19 protein-coding genes are annotated in these 21,205 nt (G+C 63.8%); 10 read left to right on the top strand and 9 right to left on the bottom strand.

Annotated features, from left to right (window positions below; all coding sequences use genetic code 11):
- The first annotated feature begins 79 nt into the window (after positions 1-79).
- On the top strand, positions 80-922 hold the full coding sequence (locus JQ573_RS12390) for a uroporphyrinogen-III synthase (protein WP_212310149.1): 843 nt from the start codon (positions 80-82) through the stop codon (positions 920-922).
- A gap of 112 nt (positions 923-1,034) precedes the next feature.
- Here the strand turns inward: JQ573_RS12390 and JQ573_RS12395 are convergent, their stop codons facing one another.
- From JQ573_RS12395 to JQ573_RS12405, 3 genes are all read right to left on the bottom strand, one after another.
- Complete coding sequence (locus JQ573_RS12395; RefSeq protein WP_283815074.1) at positions 1,035-1,991, bottom strand: GDP-L-fucose synthase; 957 nt, start codon at positions 1,989-1,991, stop codon at positions 1,035-1,037.
- Positions 1,972-3,072, bottom strand: a complete 1,101-nt coding sequence (gmd, locus tag JQ573_RS12400) for a GDP-mannose 4,6-dehydratase (RefSeq protein ID WP_212310150.1) — start codon at positions 3,070-3,072, stop codon at positions 1,972-1,974. The genes JQ573_RS12395 and gmd overlap by 20 nt, the downstream gene beginning before the upstream one ends.
- 142 nt (positions 3,073-3,214) lie before the next feature.
- Complete coding sequence (locus JQ573_RS12405; RefSeq protein ID WP_092115508.1) at positions 3,215-3,889, bottom strand: Crp/Fnr family transcriptional regulator; 675 nt, start codon at positions 3,887-3,889, stop codon at positions 3,215-3,217.
- A gap of 414 nt (positions 3,890-4,303) precedes the next feature.
- On the opposite strand from JQ573_RS12405, the gene JQ573_RS12410 reads away from it, so the two are divergent.
- From JQ573_RS12410 to JQ573_RS12435, 6 genes are all read left to right on the top strand, one after another.
- Entirely contained in the window at positions 4,304-5,125 is an 822-nt protein-coding gene (locus JQ573_RS12410; RefSeq protein WP_106328397.1) for an ABC transporter ATP-binding protein, read from the top strand.
- Entirely contained in the window at positions 5,122-7,050 is a 1,929-nt protein-coding gene (locus tag JQ573_RS12415) for a long-chain fatty acid--CoA ligase (protein WP_212310151.1), read from the top strand. Before JQ573_RS12410 ends, JQ573_RS12415 begins: the two co-directional genes overlap by 4 nt.
- A 136-nt stretch (positions 7,051-7,186) precedes the next feature.
- A complete protein-coding gene (locus JQ573_RS12420) occupies positions 7,187-8,080 on the top strand; it encodes a branched-chain amino acid ABC transporter permease (RefSeq protein WP_092115511.1) in 894 nt (297 codons plus the stop codon).
- Positions 8,081-8,083: 3 nt separating this feature from the next.
- On the top strand, positions 8,084-9,157 hold the full coding sequence (locus JQ573_RS12425; protein ID WP_212310152.1) for a branched-chain amino acid ABC transporter permease: 1,074 nt from the start codon (positions 8,084-8,086) through the stop codon (positions 9,155-9,157).
- Positions 9,158-9,207: 50 nt separating this feature from the next.
- The gene (locus JQ573_RS12430) at positions 9,208-10,491 is read left to right on the top strand and encodes an ABC transporter substrate-binding protein (RefSeq protein WP_212310153.1); all 1,284 of its coding nucleotides are present in this window, start codon (positions 9,208-9,210) and stop codon (positions 10,489-10,491) included.
- Positions 10,492-10,649: 158 nt separating this feature from the next.
- Positions 10,650-11,489 carry an ABC transporter ATP-binding protein gene (locus JQ573_RS12435; RefSeq protein WP_212310154.1) on the top strand — a complete coding sequence of 280 codons (840 nt, stop codon included), beginning with the start codon at positions 10,650-10,652 and terminating at the stop codon, positions 11,487-11,489.
- A gap of 64 nt (positions 11,490-11,553) precedes the next feature.
- Here JQ573_RS12435 and JQ573_RS12440 read toward each other — a convergent pair whose 3' ends face one another.
- Entirely contained in the window at positions 11,554-12,702 is a 1,149-nt protein-coding gene (locus tag JQ573_RS12440) for an AGE family epimerase/isomerase (RefSeq protein ID WP_212310155.1), read from the bottom strand.
- A gap of 95 nt (positions 12,703-12,797) precedes the next feature.
- On the opposite strand from JQ573_RS12440, the gene JQ573_RS12445 reads away from it, so the two are divergent.
- Together JQ573_RS12445 and JQ573_RS12450 are read left to right on the top strand one after the other, a co-directional pair.
- Positions 12,798-14,021, top strand: coding sequence for a phenylacetate--CoA ligase family protein (locus tag JQ573_RS12445; protein ID WP_212310156.1), 1,224 nt, complete (start codon positions 12,798-12,800; stop codon positions 14,019-14,021).
- A gap of 99 nt (positions 14,022-14,120) precedes the next feature.
- Positions 14,121-14,651 carry an HAD family hydrolase gene (locus JQ573_RS12450; protein ID WP_212310157.1) on the top strand — a complete coding sequence of 177 codons (531 nt, stop codon included), beginning with the start codon at positions 14,121-14,123 and terminating at the stop codon, positions 14,649-14,651.
- A 32-nt stretch (positions 14,652-14,683) separates the two neighbouring features.
- Here JQ573_RS12450 and JQ573_RS12455 read toward each other — a convergent pair whose 3' ends face one another.
- The 3 genes from JQ573_RS12455 to JQ573_RS12465 are packed head-to-tail and all read right to left on the bottom strand — an operon-like array spanning position 14,684 to position 17,317.
- Positions 14,684-15,781 (bottom strand): DegT/DnrJ/EryC1/StrS aminotransferase family protein, encoded by a 1,098-nt coding sequence (locus JQ573_RS12455; protein ID WP_212310158.1) that lies wholly within the window; start codon positions 15,779-15,781, stop codon positions 14,684-14,686.
- Between the two features lie 10 nt (positions 15,782-15,791).
- Entirely contained in the window at positions 15,792-16,259 is a 468-nt protein-coding gene (locus JQ573_RS12460; RefSeq protein ID WP_212310159.1) for an acyltransferase, read from the bottom strand.
- Positions 16,256-17,317 carry a Gfo/Idh/MocA family protein gene (locus JQ573_RS12465; RefSeq protein ID WP_173637672.1) on the bottom strand — a complete coding sequence of 354 codons (1,062 nt, stop codon included), beginning with the start codon at positions 17,315-17,317 and terminating at the stop codon, positions 16,256-16,258. Before JQ573_RS12465 ends, JQ573_RS12460 begins: the two co-directional genes overlap by 4 nt.
- Before the next feature lie 336 nt (positions 17,318-17,653).
- On the opposite strand from JQ573_RS12465, the gene JQ573_RS12470 reads away from it, so the two are divergent.
- A complete protein-coding gene (locus JQ573_RS12470) occupies positions 17,654-19,015 on the top strand; it encodes a hypothetical protein (RefSeq protein ID WP_212310160.1) in 1,362 nt (453 codons plus the stop codon).
- An 81-nt stretch (positions 19,016-19,096) separates the two neighbouring features.
- Here the strand turns inward: JQ573_RS12470 and wecB are convergent, their stop codons facing one another.
- Together wecB and JQ573_RS12480 are read right to left on the bottom strand one after the other, a co-directional pair.
- Positions 19,097-20,146 carry a non-hydrolyzing UDP-N-acetylglucosamine 2-epimerase gene (wecB, locus tag JQ573_RS12475; RefSeq protein ID WP_212310161.1) on the bottom strand — a complete coding sequence of 350 codons (1,050 nt, stop codon included), beginning with the start codon at positions 20,144-20,146 and terminating at the stop codon, positions 19,097-19,099.
- A complete protein-coding gene (locus tag JQ573_RS12480; RefSeq protein ID WP_212310162.1) occupies positions 20,147-21,205 on the bottom strand; it encodes an NAD-dependent epimerase/dehydratase family protein in 1,059 nt (352 codons plus the stop codon).

Consider the following 21,205-nt stretch of genomic DNA (forward strand, 5'->3'; position numbering starts at 1 on the left):
ACACCGCAGGCGGCCTTGCGCCAATCCCGGCGCGGGGGTCAAATCGAACAAATGACGACAATGTTTGTTAGGGACCATCATGGCTGACCGGCTGAACGGCTACCGCATCCTGATCCTCGAAACGCGCGAGGAGGCGCAGTTTTCCCGCCTGCTCGCCGAGCAGGGCGCCGACGTGCTGCAGTGCCCGATGTTCACCATCCACGACGCGCCGGATCCCGCGCCGATCGAGGCCTGGATTCGCCGTGCGATCGAGCGGCCGCTCGACGACCTCGTGCTGATGACCGGCGAAGGCCTGCGCCGGCTGATGAAGGTGGTGCGCCGGATCGGGGTCGAGGCGGAGTTTGTCACGGGCCTCGGCAAGGCGCGCAAATTCGCCCGCGGCCCCAAGCCCGGCCGCGCGCTGCGCGAGATCGCCCTGGAGCCACAAATGACGACGGAGAAGCCGACCTCGGAAGGCGTCGCCGAGATGCTGTCGAAGCTCGACCTGAGCGGTCATCGGCTCGGCCTGCAGCTCTATCCGGACAAGGATCACGCCACGCTGATTGGCGCGATCAAGGCGCAGGGCGCCGAGGTCGATACGGTGCTGCCCTATGTCTATGACGCGCAAGCCGCCGACGCCAACATCGTGACCGCGATCGAGGAGATGGCGCAAGGCCGCATCGATGCCATCGCACTGACCAGTTCGGGTCAGGTTCGTCGCCTAATCGAGGTGGCCCAGGCGCATCGCTGCGAGGCGCAATTGCGCGAGGGCTTGCAGCAGACCCCGATCGCCTCCGTCGGGCCGGTGGTGTCGGACGAGCTAAAGGCCTACGGCCTATCCACCGACATCTACCCGGCGAACGATGCGTTCTTCATGAAGCCGCTGATCTCGGCGATGGCGACGGCGCTGTCGAAGACGCCGCCGCGCGCGACGGCGAAGTAGTTGCCATAAGCGTCATTGCGAGGAGCGAAGCGACGAAGCAATCCATTTCTCCGGAGCGGCGTGATGGATTGCTTCGCTGCGCTCGCAATGACGGCGTGGAAGTAGTCGAATTCTACTCCGCCGCCTGCTTGGTCTCGTTCAGATAGGCCTGATAGGCGAGCTTGATGCCATCCTCGAGTGAGGTCGCGGCGCGCCAGCCGAGCCTGGCGAGCCGGCTGACGTCGAGCAGCTTGCGCGGCGTACCGTCGGGACGCGAGGTGTCGAAGCTGATCTCACCGCGATAGCCGACGGTAGCGGCGACCACGCGGGCGAATTCGGCGATGGTGATGTCCTCGCCGGTGCCGATATTGACCAGCTCCGGCGAGGAATAGGTCTTCATCAGGTGGATGCAGGCGTCGGCGAGATCGTCGACATAGAGGAATTCGCGGCGCGGCGTGCCGGTGCCCCACACGACGACGCTGCCGGCGCCGGAGACCTTGGCCTCGTGGAAGCGGCGGATCAGCGCGGCGACGACGTGGCTGTATTCGGGATGATAATTGTCGCCGGGACCGTACAGATTGGTCGGCATCACGCTGATGAAATCGGCGCCATACTGGCTGCGATAGGCCTCGGCCATCTTGATGCCGGCGATCTTGGCGATGGCATAGGGCTCGTTGGTCGGCTCCAGCGCGCCGGTCAGCATCGAATCCTCGCGCAGCGGCTGCGGCGCGAGGCGCGGATAGATGCAGGACGAGCCGAAGAACAACAGCTTCTCGCACCCGTTGGCGTGGGCCGCCTGGATCACGTTGCTCGAGATCGCCAGATTGTCGTAGAGGAATTCCGCCCGCAGCGTGTTGTTGGCGACGATGCCGCCGACCTTGGCGGCGGCGAGGAACACGGCCTGCGGCCGCTTCGCGGCAAACCAGGCATTGACCGCGGCCTGGTCGCGCAAATCGACCTCGCCGCGCGCCACGGTCAGCAGATCGGCCTGTTCGCGCGCCAGCCGGCGCATCAGCGCCGAGCCGACCATACCGCGATGGCCGGCAACGAAAACCGACTTGCCCTTCAGTTCAAACGCCGTGCTTGCCATTGGCCGCATCCTGCCTGGCCTCGAGGAGATCGCTGGCGACCATTTCCTTCACCAGTTGCGCGAACGGCGTCTTCGGCCTCCAGCCGAGCTTGGCGCGCGCCTTGCTGGCGTCGCCGATCAGAAGATCGACCTCGGTCGGACGGAAATAGACCGGGTCGATCTGCACCAGGGTGTTGCCGGTCGCCTTGTCGACGCCGATCTCCTCGACGCCCTTGCCGCGCCATTCGATGCTGCGGCCGACCTCGGCAAATGCCAGCTCGACGAACTCGCGGACCGAGCGCGTCTCGCCGGTGGCGAGCACGAAGTCGCCGGGCTCGTCCGCCAGCAGGATCTTGTGCATGCCCTCGACATAGTCGCGGGCGTGACCCCAGTCGCGCTTGGCATCGAGATTGCCGAGATAGAGCTTCCTCTCCAGCCCGACCTCGATGCGGGCGACGGCACGGGTGATCTTGCGCGTCACGAAGGTCTCGCCGCGGATCGGGCTCTCATGGTTGAACAGGATGCCGTTGCTGGCGAACATGCCGTAGGCCTCACGGTAGTTCACCGTGATCCAGTAGCCGTAGAGCTTGGCGACACCGTAGGGCGAACGCGGATAGAACGGCGTGGTCTCCTTCTGCGGCACCTCCTGCACGAGGCCGTACAGCTCCGAGGTCGAGGCCTGGTAGAACCGGGTCTCCTTTTCCATGCCGAGGATGCGGATCGCCTCCAGAAGGCGCAGCACGCCGATGGCGTCGGCGTTGGCGGTGTATTCCGGGCTCTCGAAACTGACCTGGACGTGGCTCTGGGCGGCGAGGTTGTAGATCTCGGTCGGCCGGATCTGCTGCACCAGCCGGATCAGATTGGTCGAATCGGTCATGTCGCCGTAGTGCATCAGGAACGGCACGTTGCCGGCGTGCGGATCCTGGTAGAGATGGTCGACCCGCGCGGTGTTGAACGAGGACGACCGGCGCTTGATGCCGTGCACGGTATAGCCGAGACCAAGCAGATATTCGGCGAGATACGCGCCGTCCTGCCCGGTGATGCCGGTGATCAGCGCAACGCGCCGCTTTGAGTCCTGAGCCGCCGAATTCTTAACCGCCATGTCATCTCCAGAGAGCGCGAAAACCGCGCGGTCCCGACGAGGCCGGTCTGTAGCATCCGGCCTGCTTCAAGTCTAATGGCTTAATCGTTTGAAATCAGGACTTTAGAGCCTCGAAAAGTGGCGTCGTTCGGCGCGGAGCCGGTCACTCCCCGTAGTGGCGCAGCCGGTCGAGCTCGATGATCGTCACCCCGCCATATTCGAGCCGCAACAGGCCCTCGCGCTCGAGCCGCTTCAGGCACTGGTTGGCGTTCTGCCGGGAGATACCCGACAGCGCCCCGATCTCCTCCTGGGTGATCTCCAGGTGCAAGGTGAGCTCGGGGTAGAGAATCGGATTGAACAGCGAGGCGATCGAGCGCGCCAGCCGCGCGGTGGCGTCCAGCGTGCGGCCATATTCGAGCAGCGCGATGAACTGGCCGAGCCGCTCGTTGAGCTGTCCCACCAGGAAGCGGTTGAAGCCGACGCTGTTCTCGAACAGCCAGACGAAGGTCCGGCGATCCATCATCGCGAGGCGCGTGTCGCGCAGCGCGACCACGTCGTAGCGCCGCAGCTCGTTCTTGAGCACGGTGCCCTCGCCGAACCAGGCGCCGGCGGTGAGGCCCGCGAAGCTCGCGGCCTTGCCGCCGCGCGAGACGATGCCCATCCGCGCCAGCCCGGTGACAATGCCGGTCCAGTACTGGAAATTGTCGCCGCGCATGAAGATGAATTCGTTGGCGCGGTAAGACTTCTCGGAAATGCCGGCGCGCGCGATTTCGATCTCTTGCTCGCTCAGTTCGCGCGACCAGGCCGCGATGCGCTTGAGGTAATCAGCAGCAATCATTCTGGCGACGGCATCCCACCCCAAAGACACTGACCAAGATACTGACACGATATTGCACCGCAGCAACGCCGTGCGCGAAGCCAGTAGCCCGAGGCCTGGAATGCCAGCGAAAATTCCTGACCAAATGTCGGGCACATGACAATTCAACCTATCGCTTTCTCGTATTCAGAGCCACCTCGCCTAACGCCGCGTGCAGCGCCTTGATGGATCGCTGACCGCGGACGACGCGAGAGACGGGCTTGCAGGCGGGGTGCGGCGTTACCGCGCATGACGCAGGCGATCGGGGCGAGCGATGCTCCCGAACGCCGGCTTCATTAGTCGGATGGTCTCACTCCGGCGGCCCATGTAAGATCGAAGTCAGATCGAAGCGAAGATAAAGAGCGCGCCAAAGCGCCCGTATCTGGAGGGAACAGGGTGGCCAACAGTCTCGAGGTGCGCGGAGTCTCATTGCGCTTTGGCGGCGTCCGCGCGCTGACCGAGGTCAGCTTCGGCGTCAACGAGGGCGAGCTGTTCTCCATCATCGGCCCGAACGGCGCCGGCAAGACCTCGATCGTCAACTGCATCTCCGGCCGCTACCGGCCGACCGAGGGCCAGTTGTTCTATCGCGGCCAGGACATTACCGGCCTCACCCCGAACGCTCGGCCTCGTCTCGGCATCGGCCGGACCTTCCAGAATCTCGCGCTGTTCCACCATATGAGCGTGCTCGACAACATCATGGTCGGCCGCCATCACCTCTTGAAGAACAACTTCATCACGGGATCGCTGTACTGGCTGACCGGCGCGCGCCGCGAGGAGCTGGAGCACCGCCGCAAGGTCGAGGAGATCATCGACTTCCTCGATCTGCAGTCGGTGCGCAAGGCGACCGCCGGCACCCTGCCCTACGGCTTGCGCAAGCGCGTCGAGCTCGCCCGCGCGATGGCGCTTGAACCGCAACTGATCCTGCTCGACGAACCGATGGCCGGCATGAACTTCGAAGAGAAAGAAGACATGGCGCGCTACATCGTCGATCTCAACGAAGAGTTCGGCATGACGGTGATGATGATCGAGCACGACATGGGTGTCGTGATGGACATCTCCCACCGCGTCATGGTACTGGATTTCGGCCGCAAGATCGCCGAGGGCGATCCGGCCGCCGTGCTCGCCGACCCCCACGTCAAGCGCGCCTATCTCGGCGAAGAGGACGAGGTGCTGGTCGATCCCGACGACAAGCCGGCGGTGCGGGAGAGCGCGGCATGATGGACTATGCCGGTCGCGCCGTGCAGGCCGACACCTTTCCCAAGATGCTGCGTCTCAACGCCAGGGAGCACGGAGGCGAGATCGCGCTCCGCGAGAAGGATCTCGGGCTGTGGCGCGAATTCACCTGGAACGACTACCAGACCCGCACTCATGATTTCGCGCTCGGCATGGTCGAGCTCGGCCTTGGACGCGGCGACGTGATCGGCATCATCGGCGACAACCGGCCGGACTGGGTCGCGGCCGAGATCGCCAGCCACGCGATCGGCGCGATGAGCCTCGGCCTCTACCGCGACGTGCTGGATGAGGAAGCTTCCTACCTCCTGACCTATGGCGAGGCCAAGCTCGTGTTCGCCGAGGACGAGGAGCAGGTCGACAAGCTGCTCGGCCTTGCCGATCGCGTGCCAAATCTCAAGCACATCGTCTATTCCGACCCGCGCGGCATGCGCAAATACGACGATCCGCGGCTAATGGAGGCCGGCAAGCTCGTCGCACTGGGCCGCGATCGCGCCGCGCGCGAGCCCGGGCTGTATGAGCGGCTGGTCGATGCCACACGTGGTGAGGACGTCGCGATCCTCTGCACCACCTCGGGCACAACAGCCAATCCGAAGCTTGCGATGCTCTCGGCCGGGCGCGTGCTGCGGCACTGCGCGACCTATCTCGCCTTCGATCCGAAGGGGCCGGACGATGAATATGTCTCGGTGCTGCCACTGCCCTGGATCATGGAGCAGATCTACGCGCTGGGCAAAGCGCTGCTCTCCCGGATGAAGGTCAACTTCGTCGAAGAGCCCGACACGATGATGAACGACTTCCGGGAGATCGCGCCGACCTTCGTGCTGTTCGCGCCGCGGGTCTGGGAATCGATCGCGGCCGACGTCCGCGCCGGCGTGATGGATGCCTCGCCGTTCAAGCAGCGGCTCTACGACCTCGGCATGAAGACCGGGCTTGCGGCGCTCGCCGAAGGCAAGCGCTCTGTCTTCGCCGACCAGGTCCTGTTCCGTGCACTGCGCGACCGGCTCGGCTTCACGCGGCTGCGTTCGGCTGCAACTGGCGGCGCGGCGCTCGGGCCGGATACCTTCAAGTTCTTCCAGGCGATGGGCGTGCCGCTGCGCACGCTGTACGGCCAGACCGAGCTGCTCGGCGCCTACACGCTGCATCCCGAAGGCAAGGTCGATCCCGATACCACCGGCGTGCCGATGGCCGACAACATCGAGATCCGCATCGACAATGCCGACATCAACGGCGTCGGCGAGATCGTGGTGCGGCACCCCAACATGTTCCACGGCTACTACAAGAACCCCGAAGCATCGGTCGCTGACATCAAGGACGGCTGGATGCACTCGGGCGATGCCGGCTACTACAACGACGACCGGCAGCTTGTCGTGATCGACCGCATCAAGGATCTCGCCGAGACCTCGCGCGGCGAGCGGTTCTCGCCGCAATTTATCGAGAACAAGCTGAAATTCTCGCCCTATGTCGCCGAGGCCGTCGTGCTCGGCGCCGGCCGCGACGCGCTCGCCGCAATGATCTGCATCCGCTACTCGATCATCTCGAAATGGGCGGAGAAGAACCGGATCTCGTTCACGACCTATACCGACCTGTCCTCGCGGCCCGAGGTTTACGCGCTGTTGAAGAAAGAGGTCGAGACGGTCAACGCCACCTTGCCGCCCGCGCAACGCATCTCACGCTTCCTGCTGCTCTACAAGGAGCTCGATGCCGACGACGGCGAGCTGACGCGAACCCGAAAGGTCCGCCGCGGCGTGATCAACGAGAAATACGCCGACATCATCGAGGCGATCTACCGCGGCAAGGCCAACATCCCCGTCGACACCGTGATCCGCTTCCAGGACGGCACCACGCAGCGCGTCCGCACCACGCTCGAGGTCGTCGATCTCGGCCGCGCCGCGATCGCGGAGGCTGCGGAATGAGACAACTGGTCACAGGGAATTCGGTCGTCATGCGCGGGCTTGACCCGCGCATCCATCCCCTTCGCAAGGGTCTTCATTCGCGATGGATCGCCGGGTCAAGCCCGGCGATGACGATCTGCAAGGTTGGCAACACCCCATGAACATCCAGTTCCTGATCCAGCTGATCGTCAATGGCCTCGTGGTCGGCACGCTCTACGGCGTGGTCGCGATGTCGTTCGTGCTGATCTACAAGGCGACGCAGGTCGTCAACTTCGCGCAGGGCGAATTGCTGCTGGTCGGCGCCTGGGTGTGCTGGGCGCTGCTGACGAAGTATCAGGTGCCATTCTGGGTCGGCATGCCGATCACGCTGGTGTTCATGTTCATCTTCGGCATCGCGATCCAGGTCGTGATCCTGCGGCCGATGATCGGCGAACCGATCATCTCCGTGATCATGGTGACGATCGGCCTCTCGACCGTGTTCCAGGCGGCGCTGAAATGGATCTTCGGCGTCAACCCGCAGCCGTTCCCGCAGATATTCCAGAGCCAGTCGGTCAGCCTGTTCGGGCTGCAGATCCAGACCGTCTATGTCATGAGCCTCGTGGTCTCGCTCGCCATGATGGTCGGCATGGCCTGGTTCTTCCGTGCCTCCAAGTACGGCCTGGCGATGCGCGCCACCGCTTTCAACCAGCAGGTCGCGCAGTCGCTCGGCATTTCCGTGAAGAGCGTGTTCGCGATGGCATGGGCGATCTCGGCCACGGTCTCGGCGGTCGCCGGCGTCGTGGTCGCCGTGGTCAACGGCGTGTCGTCCGGCCTCTCCGCCTACGGCATCAAGGTGTTTCCGGCCGCGATCCTCGGCGGCCTCGACTCGGTCGGCGGCGCGGTGCTCGGCGGCATCATCATCGGGCTGCTGGAAAACGTCGCCCAGTATGTCGACAGCGAATATCTGCACTGGGGCAATCTGTACGAGATCGCGCCGTTCTACGTCCTGATCATCATCCTGATGATCAAGCCGTACGGGCTGTTCGGCACCAAGGACATCGAGCGGGTCTGATCAATGGCAACGAGCACCCTCATCCCGTCGGGCGATTTCCGCACCAGCTACGCGGCCGACACCACGATCTTCCCGACCGCGACCAGCCGTAACTTCGCGATTCTGGGCATCGCGCTCGCCTGCTTCGCGCCGATGCTGCTGTCGAACTACCTGCTCTCGATCGCAATCCAGATCGGCATCTTCGCGATCGCAGCGCTCGGCCTCAACGTGCTGGTCGGCTTCACCGGCCAGATCTCGATCGGCCACGCCGCGTTCTTCCTGTTCGGCGCCTTCACCTCGGCCTACATCTCCAACAATGCGCCGATCCCGGTGTTCTTCGCGATCCCCCTCGCCGGCGTGATCACGGCGCTGGTCGGCCTGGTGTTCGGCGTGCCGGCGGCACGGCTGAAAGGGCTCTACCTCGTCATCGCAACGCTCGCCGCGCAGTACATCCTGCTCGACTTCTTCTCGCGCGCCGACTGGTTCTCGGGCGGCTCGGTGCCGGCCAGCGCCAACCCGTTCTCGATCTTCGGCTACACGCTGCGCGGCGACCGGCAGTATTTCTACGTCGTGCTCGCCTACATGGTGATCAGCTATCTGCTGGTCACCAATTTGATGCGCACCCGCGACGGCCGCGCGCTGGTCGCGATCCGCGATCACTATCTCTCCGCCGAGATCATGGGCATCAACCTGACCAAATGCCGGACGCTGTCGTTCGGACTGGCCGCCTTCTTTGCCGGCATCGCCGGCGCGCTCTACGCGCACTATCAGCTGGTGGTCTCCCAGGAAGGCTTTGGCATCGAACGCTCGGTGCTGTTCCTGGCGATGGTCATCATCGGCGGCACCGGGTCGGTGATGGGCACGCTGATGGGCACGGCATTCGTGGTGTTGCTGCCGGAATCGATGGAATGGCTGAGCGCCTGGCTGAAGGGCAGCGCGATCGACAAGGCGCTGCAGCTCAACAACAACATCACCTTCCTGCGCGAGATCGCGATCGGCCTGATCATCATCGGCTTTTTGATGTTCGAGCCGGATGGCCTCGCGCATCGCTGGCGGCAGATCAAGGCCTACTGGAAGCTTTACCCGTTCTCGCACTGACACTTGAAGCAACTCAAATTCGGTTCAACGAATAAAAGGAGGAAACAACAATGACGATTAGATCCCTTTTGAGCTCGGTCTCGCTTGCGCTGCTGGTCAGCAGCGCGGCAGTCGCCGCGCAGGCGCAGATCGCCATCGGCCATCTGCAGGACCTCTCGGGCGGCACCTCCGACGTCGGCACGCCCTATGGCCAGGGCGTCGCCGACACCTTCGCCTGGGTCAACAAGAACGGCGGCGTCGGCGGCAAGCAGCTCAGCGTCGACAGCAACGACTATGGCTACCAGGTGCCGCGCGCGATCGCGCTGTACAAGAAGTGGTCGGCATCCGACGCCAAGGTCGCGGCGATCATGGGCTGGGGCACGGCGGACACCGAGGCGCTGACCGGCTTCCTCGCCCAGGACAAGATCCCCGACATGTCGGGCTCCTACGCCGCCGCGCTGACCGATCCCGAAGGCACCAGCGGCAAGGCCAAGCCCGCACCTTACAATTTCTTCTACGGCCCGAGCTACTCGGATGCGTTGCGCGCCGAGCTGACCTGGGCGGCCGAGGACTGGAAGGCGAAGGGCAAGCCCGGCAAGCCCAAATTCGTCCACATGGGCGCCAACCATCCCTATCCGAACGCGCCGAAGGCCGCCGGTGAGGCGCTCGCCACCGAGCTCGGCTTCGAGGTGCTGCCGCCGCTGGTGTTCGCGCTGTCGCCCGGCGATTACTCGGCGCAGTGCCTGAGCCTGAAGAGCTCGGGCGCCAATTACGCCTATCTCGGCAATACCGCGGCTTCCAACATCTCGGTCATGAAGGCCTGCAAGACCGCCGGCGTCGACGTCCAGTTCCTCAGCAACGTGTGGGGCATGGACGAGAATGCCGCCAAGACCGCAGGCGATGCCGCCGACGGCGTGATCTTCCCGCTGCGCACGGCGGTCGGCTGGGGCGGCAATGCGCCCGGCATGAAGACGGTGATGGAGATTTCCAAGATGTCCGATCCGTCGGGCAAGGTCTATCGCCCGGTGCACTACATCGCCGCGGTCTGCAGCGCGCTCTACATGAAGGAAGCGCTGGATTGGGCCGCCAAGAACGGCGGCGCCACCGGCGAGAACGTCGCCAAGGGATTCTACCAGAAGAAGGACTGGGTGCCGGCCGGCATGGACGGCGTCTGCAATCCATCGAACTGGACCGAGAAGGATCATCGCCCGACGACGAAGGTCGACCTCTATCGCGCCAAGGTTTCCGGCGCGACCGATGGCGACATCAACGACCTGATGGGCAAGGGCACGATCAAGCTCGAGAAGGTGAAGACCGTCGAACTGCCGCGCAAGCCGGAATGGTTTGGCTGGTGAGGCCGTGAGGCTGCCACCAGCGCAGCCTCGACAACAATCGTCATCCCCCGCGAAAGCGGGGGATCCAGTACGCCGCGGCCTCTCGAGAGGTCGCTGATGCCTCTGGGATACTGGGCCACCCGCCTTCGCGGGTGGCGACAGTCGAAGGTGATCGAAGCATGAGCGAAACCGCAACAGCCACCCGCCCGGTGCCGACGGCCGTCCCGCCGCCGCCACTGCTCAGCGTCAACAATATCGAGGTCGTCTATGACGACGTCATCCTGGTGCTGCGCGGGCTCAGCCTCGAGGTGCCGAAGGGCGCGATCGTGGCGCTGCTCGGCGCCAACGGCGCCGGCAAGTCGACCACGCTGAAGGCGATCTCCGGCCTGCTCAAGACCGAGGACGGAGAAGTCACCCGCGGCGAGATCCTGTTCGAGGGCCAGCGCATCAACGGCATCGATCCGGACAAGATTGTCCGCCGCGGCATCTTCCAGGTGATGGAAGGCCGCCGCATCGTCGCCGACATGACGTCGCTGGAGAATCTGCGGCTCGGCGCCTTCACCCGGCGCGACCGCGAGGTCTCGGCCGATATCGACATGGTGTTCAAATATTTCCCGCGCCTGAAGGAGCGCACCGGCCTCGCCGGCTACCTCTCCGGCGGCGAGCAGCAGATGCTCGCGATCGGCCGCGCGCTGATGGCGCGCCCGAAGATGATCCTGATGGACGAGCCGTCGATGGGATTGTCACCCCTGCTCGTCAAGGAAGTGTTCGCGATCATCAAGGAGATCAACCGCGATCTCGGCGTCACGATCCTGCTGGTCGAGCAGAACGCCCGCGCCGCGCTGTCGGTCGCGAGTCATGGCTACATCATGGAACAGGGCAAGGTGGTGCTCGACGGCTCCGCCGACGAGCTGCGCGACAATGAGGACGTCAAGGAATTCTACCTCGGTGGCGCCGGCGACCAGCGCAAGAGCTTCAAGAACCTGAAGAGCTTCAAGCGGCGCAAGCGCTGGCTGTGAGGATATCGAGCGTTTTCGGGCGGAGTTGCGTGTGCAGAAAACGCGTCAGACCAGGAAGGCGGTTCTATCCGAGCACCTGCTCGGCCTCAGTGACCGCGCAGAGCACATGGTAGAACGAGGACGCCGGGATCGTGGCGACCAGCGAAGCGCCTTCGCGGTCGAACTGGTCGTACCAGCCGCCGGCCACGGGATGGCTGAGATAGTGCCGCTCCAGCAGCACCAGCGCCGCGCGAGCCTCGTCCGCCGCTCCAGCTTCGCCCGACTCCGCCTGCGCGATCCAGGCCTTCGCCAGCTCGCTCTGCGGCCACAGCCGCCTGCTGTGGCGGCGGATGTTGCCCTCGGCATCGCCCTCGTCGATCAGGCAGCCGGTGGCGTCGCGATAGCGCAGCGCAGAGGCCAGGAGCTCGCCGCGCGGACGCCCGGTGGGGCAGCCGGTGATCCGTTCAAATCCCTTCAGCAGCCAGACCCATTCCGCGAGGTGCCCGGGCTCGACGCTGACCGGCGGGATCTTCGACCAGTCCTCCTCGAAATATTCGCCGAGGGTGTGCGTCTGCTTGTCGTAGAGATTGGCCAGGAACAGCGCGAAGAAGTCGCCGGCGCGGTTCTGGAACGACAAATCGTGGGTCGCGTCGAAGCAGGCGATCATCGCCTCGAACAGATGCATCTGCGGGTTCTGCCGGCGCGGCATCGACGGCGGCAGGCCCTCCTGGAAGCCGCCATGGGGCGAGCGCAGCTGGGTGTCGAGGAACGACAGCAGCGCGTCGATCTCGGCGCGAATCTGGGCGTCCTGATCGAGGCCATAGGCGGTCGCCAGCGCGAGCAGGACGAAGGCATGGCCGTAAGTGTCGCGCAGCGGGTCATGCACGCCACCGTCCGGCGTCAGGCTGAAGACGAAGCCAGGCCGGCCATCCGGCGCCTTGGCCTTGGCCAGCAGGTAGTCCAGCCCTTTCAGCGCGATCGCGCGGCCCTCGGGATACCAGCCCATCTGGGCCGCCTTGGCGTAGCAATAGATCTGGCGCGCCTGCACAAGCAGCCGGCGCGGCGCAGCGTTGTCGGCTGTCCCATCCTGATGCAGCCGGTCGACAAAGCCACCGGCCTTGCCGTCCCAGCCGACCGTCGACCACAGCGGCAAGGCTTGGTCGATGATGCGGCGCTTCAACCTCGCGACGACGTCGGCGGCCCCGTCCGCCGCAACGCTCTCTGCCTCAGCCATCGTGCTCCCTGGAACCGTCCCAATGTCAGCGGTCCCCGTCTGATAGCACGGGCTGACCGGCACGCCACCTGCGCAAATCCTCTCAAGGACCCGCCATGACCGACCATTACGACGCCCTTGAAACGCGCGATCCGGCCGAGCGCGAGGCCGCCCTGTTCGCCCGGCTGCCGGACGTACTGCGCAAGGCGATGGCAGCGCCCGCCTATGCCAACCTGCTGCGGGGCACCGATCCCGCCTCCATCACCAGCCGGCAGGCGCTGGCGGGGCTGCCGGTGCTGCGCAAATCGGAACTGCCGGCCCTGCACAAGGCCGCCCCGCCCTTCGGCGGCTTCGTGGCCGACAAGCCCGGCTCGTTCGCCCGGCTGTTCACCTCGCCCGGACCGATCTTCGAGCCCGAAGGCCGCCAGGCGGACCCCTGGCGCGGGGCGCGGGCGCTGTTTGCGGCCGGCTTTCGCGAAGGGGACGTGGTTCTCAACACCTTCAGCTATCACCTCACCCCGGGCGGCTTCATCTTCGACGCCTCCGCGCGGGCGCTCGGCTGCGCGGTGATCCCGGCTGGCCCAGGGAATACCGAGCAGCAATTCGAGCTTATCGAGGCCTATCGCCCGGTCGGCTATAGCGGCACACCTGATTTCCTGAAGATCCTGCTCGACGCTGCCGCAGCTGATGGCCGCGACGTGTCCTCGATCAAGCGCGCTCTGGTCTCCGGCGCCGCCTTTCCGAAATCGCTGCAGGAGGAGATGAAGTCGCGTGGCGTCGAGGCCTACCAGGCGTTCGGCACGGCCGATCTCGGCCTGATCGCGTTCGAGACGCCGGCGCGCGAGGGAATGACGGTCAACGAGGATTTGATCCTGGAGATCGTCAAGCCCGGCACCGGCGACCCCGTTACGCCCGGTGACGTCGGCGAGATCGTGGTGACCTCGCTCGATCCACATCATCCGTGGATCCGCCTCGCGCTCGGCGATCTGACCGCCGCCCTGCCCGGCGCGAGCCCGTGCGGACGCACCAACATGCGCATCAAGGGCTGGATGGGCCGCGCCGACCAGACCACCAAGGTCAAGGGCATGTTCGTGCGCCCCGAGCAGATCGCGGAGATCGCCAAGCGCCATCCCGAGCTCGGACGGCTGCGCCTCGTGGTCACGCGTGCCGGCGAGGCTGACGCGATGACGCTGAAAGCCGAATGTGCTTCGGCGCCGGATGCCCTGCTGAACGAAGTTGCGGCCACGCTGCGTGCCGTCACAAAGCTTGGCGGCGCCGTCGAGCTGGTCGGCGCAGGCTCGCTGCCGAACGATGGCAAGGTGATTGCGGACGAGCGATAGCCTTGAGGCCACCCGGGGCATGCTCGGTCCGCATTGTCGCACGCGGCATTGTGAACTATTGAGCTGGCTCATGCCTCGTGGAGACGGGATCATCACCTCATGAGCAGTGCTTCCGAAAGTGAGCCGCGACGGCCGGCGGTTTTCTTCGATCGGGACGGCGTCCTGAACCGGGATATAGGTTACCTGTTCGAGAGCCACAGGCTGATCTGGATCGACGGCGCCCGCGAGGCGGTGAAGGCCGTCAACGACATTGGTTATTTCGCATTCGTCGTGACCAACCAGTCAGGCGTGGCAAGAGGCCTCTATGAGGAGGCGCACGTCCAAGAGCTACACGACTGGATGGCTGCCGAGTTCGGCAAGATCGGCGCGCATATCGACGCCTTCGAGTATTGCCCGTTCCATCCGGAAGGGACCGTTGAGCACTATCGGCAGGTCAGCCACCGGCGCAAGCCGTCGCCGGGCATGATCACCGATCTGCTGGAGCGCTTTCCGGTCGATGTCGAACGGAGCTTTCTGATCGGTGATCAGCCGACCGATCTCGAGGCTGCACGCGCAGCGGGCCTGAGGGGCTACCTGTTCTCAGGCCCCAATCTGGAAGCATTCCTGAAGCCGCTGCTGCAGCGAAGCTGAGCCCTCCGCCCGGTGCGAGGACGTCTGCGCGATCAGAACTTGCGAACCAGGTCGATCACCTCATCCTGCTGCTGGCGCGTGATCTCGGCGAAGATCGGCAGCGAGAGAATCTGGCCCTGATCGCGATGGGCGTTGGGAAATTGCTCCGGCCGGTGGCCAAACCGTGCATAGGCCGGCAGGAATGGCAGCGCGGTGGGGTAGTTGATCGCGGTCTGCACACCATTGGCGTTGAGATGCGCGGCGAGCGCGTCGCGGCGCGGATGCCTGATCGTGTAGAGGTGGTAGACGTGGCTGCGCGCGGGCGCCACTTCGGGCACCACGACGTCCTCGATCTGGTTGAGGCCGGCGTCGTAGACCTCGGCCGCTGCCTGCCGGGCTTCGGTCCATGCGGTGAGATGCGGCAGCTTGGCCGAGAGGATCGCAGCCTGCATGCCGTCGAGCCGGCTGTTGACGCCCTCGATATGGTGTTGGTGCTTCACCAGCCCACCGTGGCGCGCCAGCATCGCCATCTGCTCGGCGAGCGCCGCGTCATTGGTGACGACAGCGCCGGCATCGCCCATCGCGCCGAGATTCTTGCCGGGGTAGAATGAATAGGTCGCGGCCTCGCCGAACGTGCCGACCATGCGGCCCTTGTAGCGCGCGAGATGGGCCTGGGCGCAATCCTCGATCACCCAGAGCTTGTGCTTCTGCGCGATCGCCATGATGGCGTCCATGTCCGCTGGCTGGCCGTACAGATGCACCGGGATGATGCCGACGGTGCGCGGCGTGATCGCGGCCTCGATCGCGGCCGGATCGATCGTGAACGTTGCGTCGTCGGTGTCGCAGAACACGACGGTGGCACCGGAATGGGTGATCATCGCCGCAGTCGAGATCCAGGAATGCGCCGTCGTGATCACCTCGTCGCCCGGCTTCACCTTCAGCGCGCGCATGGCGAGGTAAAGCGCATCGGTGCCGTTGGCACAGGATACGCAATGAGCGACCTCCGCGGCCGCGGCGAATTCGCGCTCGAAGGCGTCGACATAGCTGCCGCGGATGAAGGCGTTGTCGCGGATCACGCCGGCGATCGCGACATCGATCTCGCCCTTGATGGACTGGTATTGCAGTTGCAGGTCGGCAAACGGCACCGGCATCGATATTCCCCTATTGGCTCGCCAGCAGCCGGCGTGCCGGATTGCCGGCATAGGTGCCTGATATCGTGATGTCCTTGGTCACGACAGCCCCTGCGCCGATGACGACGTCGTCGGCGATCCTGACCGGCATGATCGTGGCGTTGGAGCCGATCGACACCCGGTTGCCGATGACAGTCTCGCGCCACAACTCCTTGCGTCCGCGCGCCGGACCGCCGGTGGAGAACGTGTCGTTGACGAACATCACGCCGTGCCCGACGAAACAGTCCTCGCCGATGGTGACGAGCTCGCAGACGAAGGCATGTGATTGCACGCGGGTGCGCGCTCCGACGACCACGCCCTTCTGGATTTCGGTGAAGGGCCCGATGAAGCAGTCGTCGCCGAGCGTGCAGCCGTAGAGATTGCAGGGCTCGACGATCTTGACGCGTTCGCCGAACGCGACGTCGCGCACGCTGGCCTGATGCACTTCCGGCCGGTTCACGAAACGACACCCAGCCGGCTCAACCGCGGCGTGAAGCGCAGCGCAACCTCCTCTCCGGTCTCGATCGACTCATAGAGGGCCGAGATCAGCTCGAGGCTCTTGCGGCCCTCGAGCCCGTCGACCAGCGCCGCACGCTGGTTCTCCAGACAATCGACCACGTGATGATAGTAGGCCTGATGGCCGAAGCCGTAGACGTTGGGCGGGTTGACCGAGAACTTCTCCACGACGTCCTTGTCCGACGGCAGCTCGTTGACAAAGCGCCAGTGCCGGATCTGGTTGACCGCGAAACCGGAGATCTCGACCGTGCCCTTTTCGCCCAGGATCGACAGCGAGCCTTCGAGATCGGTCGGGCGCGCCGCGGTGGTCGCTTCGATGATCCCGAGCGCGCCGTTGCGGAACTTCAGCGTCGCGACGGCGGTGTCCTCGGTTTCGATGTTGGCCAGCGCCGTCGTCGCGCGCGCATGCACGCTCACCACGTCGCCGAAGAACCACTCCAGCATATCGACATGGTGGCTCGCCTGATTGGTCAGCACGCCACCGTCATAGGCCCAGGTGCCGCGCCAATCGTCCTGGTCGTAGTAGGCTTGGTCGCGGCACCAGCGCACCCGGACCGTTCCCAGGATGAGCTTGCCGAAGCGGCCGGCATCGAGCGCCTCGCGCGCCTTGACCACCGGCACGTTGAAGCGGTTCTGCTTGACGATGAACATCTTGATGCCGGCCTCGTCACAGGCCCGGATCATGTCGTCGGCGTCCTGCAAGCGCAGCGCCATCGGCTTCTCGACCACGACGTGCTTGCCCGCCCTGGCGCAGGCGATCACATGCGCGGGATGCAGCCCGCTCGGCGTCAGCACGGCAACGGCGTCGATATCCTTGCGCGCCAGGAACTCGTCCATGTCGTAATGGGCGGGAACGGCGAACTTCCCGGCAATCGCATCGGCACGCGCACGAAGCGGATCGCAAACAGCAACCAGGCTCGCTCCCGCGATGTGATTGCCACCCAGGAGATCGGAATGGCGCTTGGCGATACGCCCGCACCCGAGCAGGCCAAATCTGATCATGCAACAGGCCCTGTCTTGTCTCGTGACCAGCCATTGCAGCCAGCCGAAGAGCCGAGGGAACAAGCGGCCTTGCGAGCCGCACGGTAGCGTTCCATTACCCAGAAAACCCGGGATAAGGCAAGGCCATGCGCCGAAGGGGTAGCAAGGCCTGCCACGTCCCACCCCGGCCGAACTGTAGGCGGCATTTGCGTCATGCGGCAGGACTCTTAGAATGAGGCCCGAGGATTTCTCGGCATCATCTTGTCGTTCCGCCCGGGCCGTGCCATGTCGCTGCCGAATACGATGACCATCAATGAAGCACTCCAGACAAACAGCCCGACCCGGCGGTAAATGCAAATGAACGATCGCGCTGTTCAGCTGATGCCCGGTTTCGGGTGGCCCCAGACCAAACTTGCCATGCTCGCCTATGCGCACGTCGTGGTTTGCGCCGCTTCGTTGTATTTCGTCACGCTCGTCAATTCGTTCCCAGCCGTCATCAGTTTCGACCAGTCGCATCTGACAGCCGCGATCCTGAACGTCGTGGCGTTCAGCCCGGCCGTGCTTTTGTTCGCGATCGGACGCTTCAGCTTTGGCTACCTGGTCGGTTTTTACTTCTACATCATGGTCCTGGGATATCTCTGGCTGATCGAGTTTTCGCTACTCGAATACGATCATCGCCTGGCGCTGACCTCGATCGTGCTTTCGGCATTGGCCTTTCTCGCACCCGCGCTGTTCATCACCGCGCCGGTGCGACAGGCCGTCGTGATACCGGCACGCACCTTCCACATGATGCCTTCCATCATCCTGATTGCCTCGGCCGCAATCATCGGCATCGGCTCCCTCTACAACCTCAAGCTGGTCGACCTCACCGAAATGTACAAATATCGCGCTGAGGTGGCGTTGCCCGCCTACCTGCGATACGCGGTCTGGATCTTCTCGAGCGCTTTGCTGCCGTTCGCCTTTGCATGTTTCGTCGTCAGCAAACGACTTTTGCAGGCAGGGGTCGCACTACTGCTGATGCTGCTTTTCTATCCAATCATTCTGACCAAGATGGCGCTGTTCGCTCCGGCCTGGCTGCTGTTTCTCGCGGTCATCAGCAAGCTGGTCGAGGCCCGGAAAGCAACGATCCTCTCGTTCTTCCTGCCTGTGCTCATTGGTGTCGTCTGCGCGCTGCTGTACAACGCCGGTTTGATCCCGCTCAGGCCCGCAATGGTGTATTTCGGCATCGTCAACAACAGGATGATTGCAATCCCGTCCCTTGCCCTGGAGATTTACAACAACTACTTCTCGGCGCATCCGTTGACCCATTTCTGTCAGATCAACATCGTGAAGCTGGTGGCTGCATGCCCCTATGACGAGCCTATTTGGGCCATCATGGCGAAGGTCTATGAACTCGGCGCCTTCAATGCTTCATTGTTCGCGACCGAAGGGATCGCGTCGGTCGGCCTCGTGCTCGCACCGGTGTCTGCATTGATTTGCGGCCTGATCATCGCGCTTGGCAATCGCCTGTCCTCCGGACTGCCACCGCGCTTCGTACTGCTGTCGACTGGGATCCTGCCCCAGGTTCTGCTCAACGTACCGCTCTCGACGGCCTTGCTGACGAATGGCGTCGGGCTGCTGTTCCTGCTCTGGTATGTCTCGCCGCGGTGCGCCTTCGAGCAAGCTCCGAAGGCCGCACCAGCCGACGTTGACAGCCTCGGCCAAAGCGCGATCGGGTGAAGCCGTCATCACGCTGCAGTGCGCATCCCAGCTTGATCGCAAATCCGGGCGCCCAGACCTCAGCGTTTCCGCAACACCGGGTCAATCCGCCGGACGAACGGAACTCAACAAGCGCGTGACGTTGTGAGCCGCGTTACCGGTCCCATATTCCTCTATTTCGCGCCGATCCGCCCAGGTCGGCTGCATCCAGAGGCGATTCCAGCCGTGCGTTATCGTCTCCGTCCACTCGGTCTCGTCTCGCAGAGTGGTACACGGCACACGATGGAAATACGCCTCCTTCTGCAGGCCTCCTGAGTCCGTGTAGACTTCGACCGCGTTACGCAGCAGCTTGGCCATTTCGAAGTAGCCGACCGGATCGATGATCCTCAAGCCGTCGAGAGCAACTCTCATGCGCGAGGCAGCTTGCCGGGTGCGCGGGTGCAGCGGCAGGACAACGGGATACTTTTGCGACTGATCTTGCAGAAACCGCACGACGGCCAGAAGCTGCTCCCGTTCGTCGGTATTTTCAGCCCGATGGATCGTGGCAAGCGCGTATCGCTTCGGGAGAAGCCCGAGGTCGGTCAGTATGGTCGAGCTTTGCTCTGCCTTGTCCGTCACGAACAAGGTGGCATCATACATCACGTCGCCGACATGATGCACGCCTTTGGTCACTCCTTCGGCGGCGAGATTGGCAACGGCCACCGTCGTCGGACAAAAATTCAATTCGGCGAGATGATCAGTGACAACCCGATTGATTTCCTCGGGCATGCGGCGATTAAATGAACGTAGTCCCGCTTCAACGTGCGCGACCGGAATATGCAACTTCGATGCAGCGAGCGAGCCGGCCAATGTCGAGTTGGTATCGCCGTAGACGACAACCCAATCGGGCTTCTCCGCGACCAGGATAGGCTCGATCGCCATCAGCATACGTCCTGTCATGTCGGCGTGGCCGCCGCCATGTATATCGAGATGATGCTGCGGTTTTGAAATATCCAGCTCTTCGAAGAACACGTCCGACATGTTCGGATCGAAATGCTGACCGGTATGCACCATTACTTCCGTGAGCCCTCCGGTTTCACGGATCGCACGACTGACAGCCGCCGCCTTGATGAATTGCGGACGAGCGCCCACAATCGTGAGAATCTTCAGCATTCAGGAATACCTCGCGACATCAGGCACCTGCGTAAGATGATGTCGCATACAGCCGATGATGCGCTCGCGATTTGCGCGCGTCCAATCGATGGTCTTTCGAAGACCGTCCTCGTGGGTCACGGTCGCGACGAAGCCGAGTTTCTCGCGGGCTTTGGCCGGATCGCCGAAGCGCTGGCCGGACCTATCCCAATCCCGCGCCGGCGTCAGCGCGATTGGCGTCGCATTGCCAACGATAGAGTTCACGCGAGTTGCCAGTTCAAGAATGCTGGTTTCGACGCCCGAGGCGAGGTTGTAGATTTCACCGGGCTCTCCCGAAAGCGCGCACGCCATCAGTCCTCGCGCCATGTCTTCCACATAGATGAAATCACGAGATGCGACCCCGCCGTTCTCAACCGGCAAGGCCTCTCCGTGCAGCGCTCGCCATATGAAAGTCGGCGTCACGTTTCTCCACACGGTATGCACCGTTCCACGCCAGCGGCCAGCACCGAGAATCTCGCCGGGACCGTAAACGTTCTGAAAGCGCGCCTTCACGAACGGCAGCTTGTATCTCGCAAAGTAATAGTTGCCGTACATTTCGCCGATCAGCTTCGAAATCGAGTACGGACTGTCGTGAAACAGGGAAACCGGCGCGTCCTCCCTGGTAGCCTCAGCCCCTTCGAAGGTCTTTTCGGCCACAGCGCAGCCTGCAGCGGCGTACACGACCTTCCGCAACGAGCTAACGCCCTTTAGTCTTTCAAAGAGCTTCAGCGTCGTGAGCGTATTGTTCTCGTGATCCGCCAGCGGATCGGCGATCGACGACTGATTGCCGTGATAGCAGGCCAGATGAAAGACGTAGTCCAGATTTCCAGGCAGCGCCGCAAGAACAGCGTCATCGGTGATCGAGTTCCGAATGAACTCGACCCGTGGATCGTCCGGTACGTTTGAAATGTCAGCCGACAGCAGGTTGTCGACTATGACGACGCGCGCCGGCGCCTGCTCCAGCAGTTGCTTGACGAGGTTCGATCCAACGAACCCAGCCCCGCCCACGACAAGGACGGTGGCCCCACTGAAAGAATTCAT

It is taken from the genome of Bradyrhizobium sp. AUGA SZCCT0105, assembly GCF_018129565.1.
GTDB lineage: Bacteria > Pseudomonadota > Alphaproteobacteria > Rhizobiales > Xanthobacteraceae > Bradyrhizobium.

Excerpts from the sequence above, each read along its gene's own strand:
- JQ573_RS12440 (WP_212310155.1), bottom strand. The coding sequence starts at position 12,702 with ATGGCTGAGGCAGAGAGCGTTGCGGCGGACGGGGCCGCCGACGTCGTC.
- JQ573_RS12480 (WP_212310162.1), bottom strand. The coding sequence starts at position 21,205 with ATGAATTCTTTCAGTGGGGCCACCGTCCTTGTCGTGGGCGGGGCTGGG.
- JQ573_RS12465 (WP_173637672.1), bottom strand. The coding sequence starts at position 17,317 with ATGATCAGATTTGGCCTGCTCGGGTGCGGGCGTATCGCCAAGCGCCAT.
- JQ573_RS12405 (WP_092115508.1), bottom strand. The coding sequence starts at position 3,889 with ATGATTGCTGCTGATTACCTCAAGCGCATCGCGGCCTGGTCGCGCGAA.
- JQ573_RS12415 (WP_212310151.1), top strand. The coding sequence starts at position 5,122 with ATGATGGACTATGCCGGTCGCGCCGTGCAGGCCGACACCTTTCCCAAG.
- JQ573_RS12455 (WP_212310158.1), bottom strand. The coding sequence starts at position 15,781 with ATGCCGGTGCCGTTTGCCGACCTGCAACTGCAATACCAGTCCATCAAG.
- JQ573_RS12425 (WP_212310152.1), top strand. The coding sequence starts at position 8,084 with ATGGCAACGAGCACCCTCATCCCGTCGGGCGATTTCCGCACCAGCTAC.
- JQ573_RS12430 (WP_212310153.1), top strand. The coding sequence starts at position 9,208 with ATGACGATTAGATCCCTTTTGAGCTCGGTCTCGCTTGCGCTGCTGGTC.
- JQ573_RS12470 (WP_212310160.1), top strand. The coding sequence starts at position 17,654 with ATGAACGATCGCGCTGTTCAGCTGATGCCCGGTTTCGGGTGGCCCCAG.
- JQ573_RS12395 (WP_283815074.1), bottom strand. The coding sequence starts at position 1,991 with ATGGCAAGCACGGCGTTTGAACTGAAGGGCAAGTCGGTTTTCGTTGCC.
- JQ573_RS12435 (WP_212310154.1), top strand. The coding sequence starts at position 10,650 with ATGAGCGAAACCGCAACAGCCACCCGCCCGGTGCCGACGGCCGTCCCG.
- JQ573_RS12450 (WP_212310157.1), top strand. The coding sequence starts at position 14,121 with ATGAGCAGTGCTTCCGAAAGTGAGCCGCGACGGCCGGCGGTTTTCTTC.
- gmd (WP_212310150.1), bottom strand. The coding sequence starts at position 3,072 with ATGGCGGTTAAGAATTCGGCGGCTCAGGACTCAAAGCGGCGCGTTGCG.
- JQ573_RS12445 (WP_212310156.1), top strand. The coding sequence starts at position 12,798 with ATGACCGACCATTACGACGCCCTTGAAACGCGCGATCCGGCCGAGCGC.
- JQ573_RS12420 (WP_092115511.1), top strand. The coding sequence starts at position 7,187 with ATGAACATCCAGTTCCTGATCCAGCTGATCGTCAATGGCCTCGTGGTC.
- wecB (WP_212310161.1), bottom strand. The coding sequence starts at position 20,146 with ATGCTGAAGATTCTCACGATTGTGGGCGCTCGTCCGCAATTCATCAAG.
- JQ573_RS12390 (WP_212310149.1), top strand. The coding sequence starts at position 80 with ATGGCTGACCGGCTGAACGGCTACCGCATCCTGATCCTCGAAACGCGC.